The sequence below is a fragment of the Vibrio sp. 1F169 genome, from assembly GCF_041439605.1.
Lineage (GTDB): Bacteria > Pseudomonadota > Gammaproteobacteria > Enterobacterales > Vibrionaceae > Vibrio > Vibrio tasmaniensis_A.
The window spans coordinates 1-1355 of the sequence record NZ_JBGOOI010000170.1 but is presented as its reverse complement, the minus strand read 5'-3'; the positions used below and the strand labels follow the sequence as shown (position 1 = coordinate 1355).

At 39.6% G+C, this 1355-nt stretch carries 1 protein-coding gene; it reads left to right on the top strand.

All coding sequences use genetic code 11. The features are described 5' to 3' along the window. The first annotated feature begins 78 nt into the window (after positions 1–78). Positions 79–1116, top strand: coding sequence for an IS110 family transposase (locus ACED53_RS23400; protein ID WP_102257639.1), 1038 nt, complete (start codon positions 79–81; stop codon positions 1114–1116). Positions 1117–1355 lie beyond the last annotated feature (239 nt).

The window sequence follows — 1355 nt, the reverse complement described above, 5'->3', positions numbered from 1 at the left end:
AAAATGTCAACTTAGATAATTGGACTCCCCAACCCTAAGTCCTACAATAGTAGGGTTCAAAATAATTTGGAGATTCAAATGAACAAGACGATTGTTGGCGTTGATTTAGCTAAAAAAGTGATCCAAGTTTGTATTTATACAAACAGAAAAGTGCACTCAAATACAGAGATGACACCGAAGGCGTTTACTTGTTGGTTAGTAAATTCAAGGCCTGCCACAATCGTGTTTGAAGCTTGTGGTACTTCGAATTATTGGAAGCAACTCGCTTCTTCTCATGGGCATGATGCTCGTTTAATCTCATCGAGATTAGTTGCTGTGGTCAGACAAAATCAGAAAACTGACAAAAATGATGCTTTGGCGATAGTACAAGCATCACTGTTACCTGATGTGAACTTTATTCAAGGTAAAACAGCCGAACAGCAGCAACTACAATCGATTGTCCGCTTACGAGAACTAAGCATAAGACAAAAAACCGCTTCTAAAAACCAATTGATTGCTTTGTTATCTGAATTAAATATTCAAGTCTCCAACAGAAATGGGGGGTTAAGAGCAACAATTGATGAAACCCTAGAAGACGCAGATAATGGTTTTTCACCTTCGTTTCGTCAGGCAATATCTACTGCCTGGGATCAATATTTATCGCTGGTTGAAGCGATTGATATTTACGACAACTGCCTTGAAGAATCTTTGAATTATCATCCTGAATGTAAGAAGTTACTTAAAATTGAGGGCATCGGTATCCTTAATGCTGTTAACTTATATATCGCGCTCGGGTGTGCTGACATTGGAGCTTTTAGTAAAGGGAAAGCAGCCGCAGCCTGCATAGGGCTCACACCAATACAACATTCAAGTGGGGGGAGAGCTAAAATCGGTTCGATAGGAAGAGGTTTTAAAAATACTCTGTTTCGAAGCCAATTGATTACTGGTGCGATGTCGATCGTAAGCAAGGTTGCCAATCGCCCACCGAAAACAAAAAAAGAAGAGTGGCTAAAAAATTTAATTGAACGTAGAGGTAAGAAGTGTGCTGCGGTAGCGTTGGCAAATAAAAATGTCAGAACAGCATTTGCTATTTTAACTCAAGGTACGGAATATAAAGCTGAACCGTTAGTATCTTAGTAAATTGTCTTAACAGTAAAATGCATAAATTGGATGAAAATCAGTTAGTCAAAGCAGCGGGCATCTGAGAGTCTTGAACTCGTAGCTTAGATTTGCTACTAACTCGCGTAAATATCGTAGAGCCTGAGTTAGCTACTCTTGTTGAGCTCGTACATAAGTGCGCATTTATTTCTGATTTACTGACGATTACTGTTGACAATGGGGAGTCCACATAAGATGCCCACAATGGTGCGGAGAGT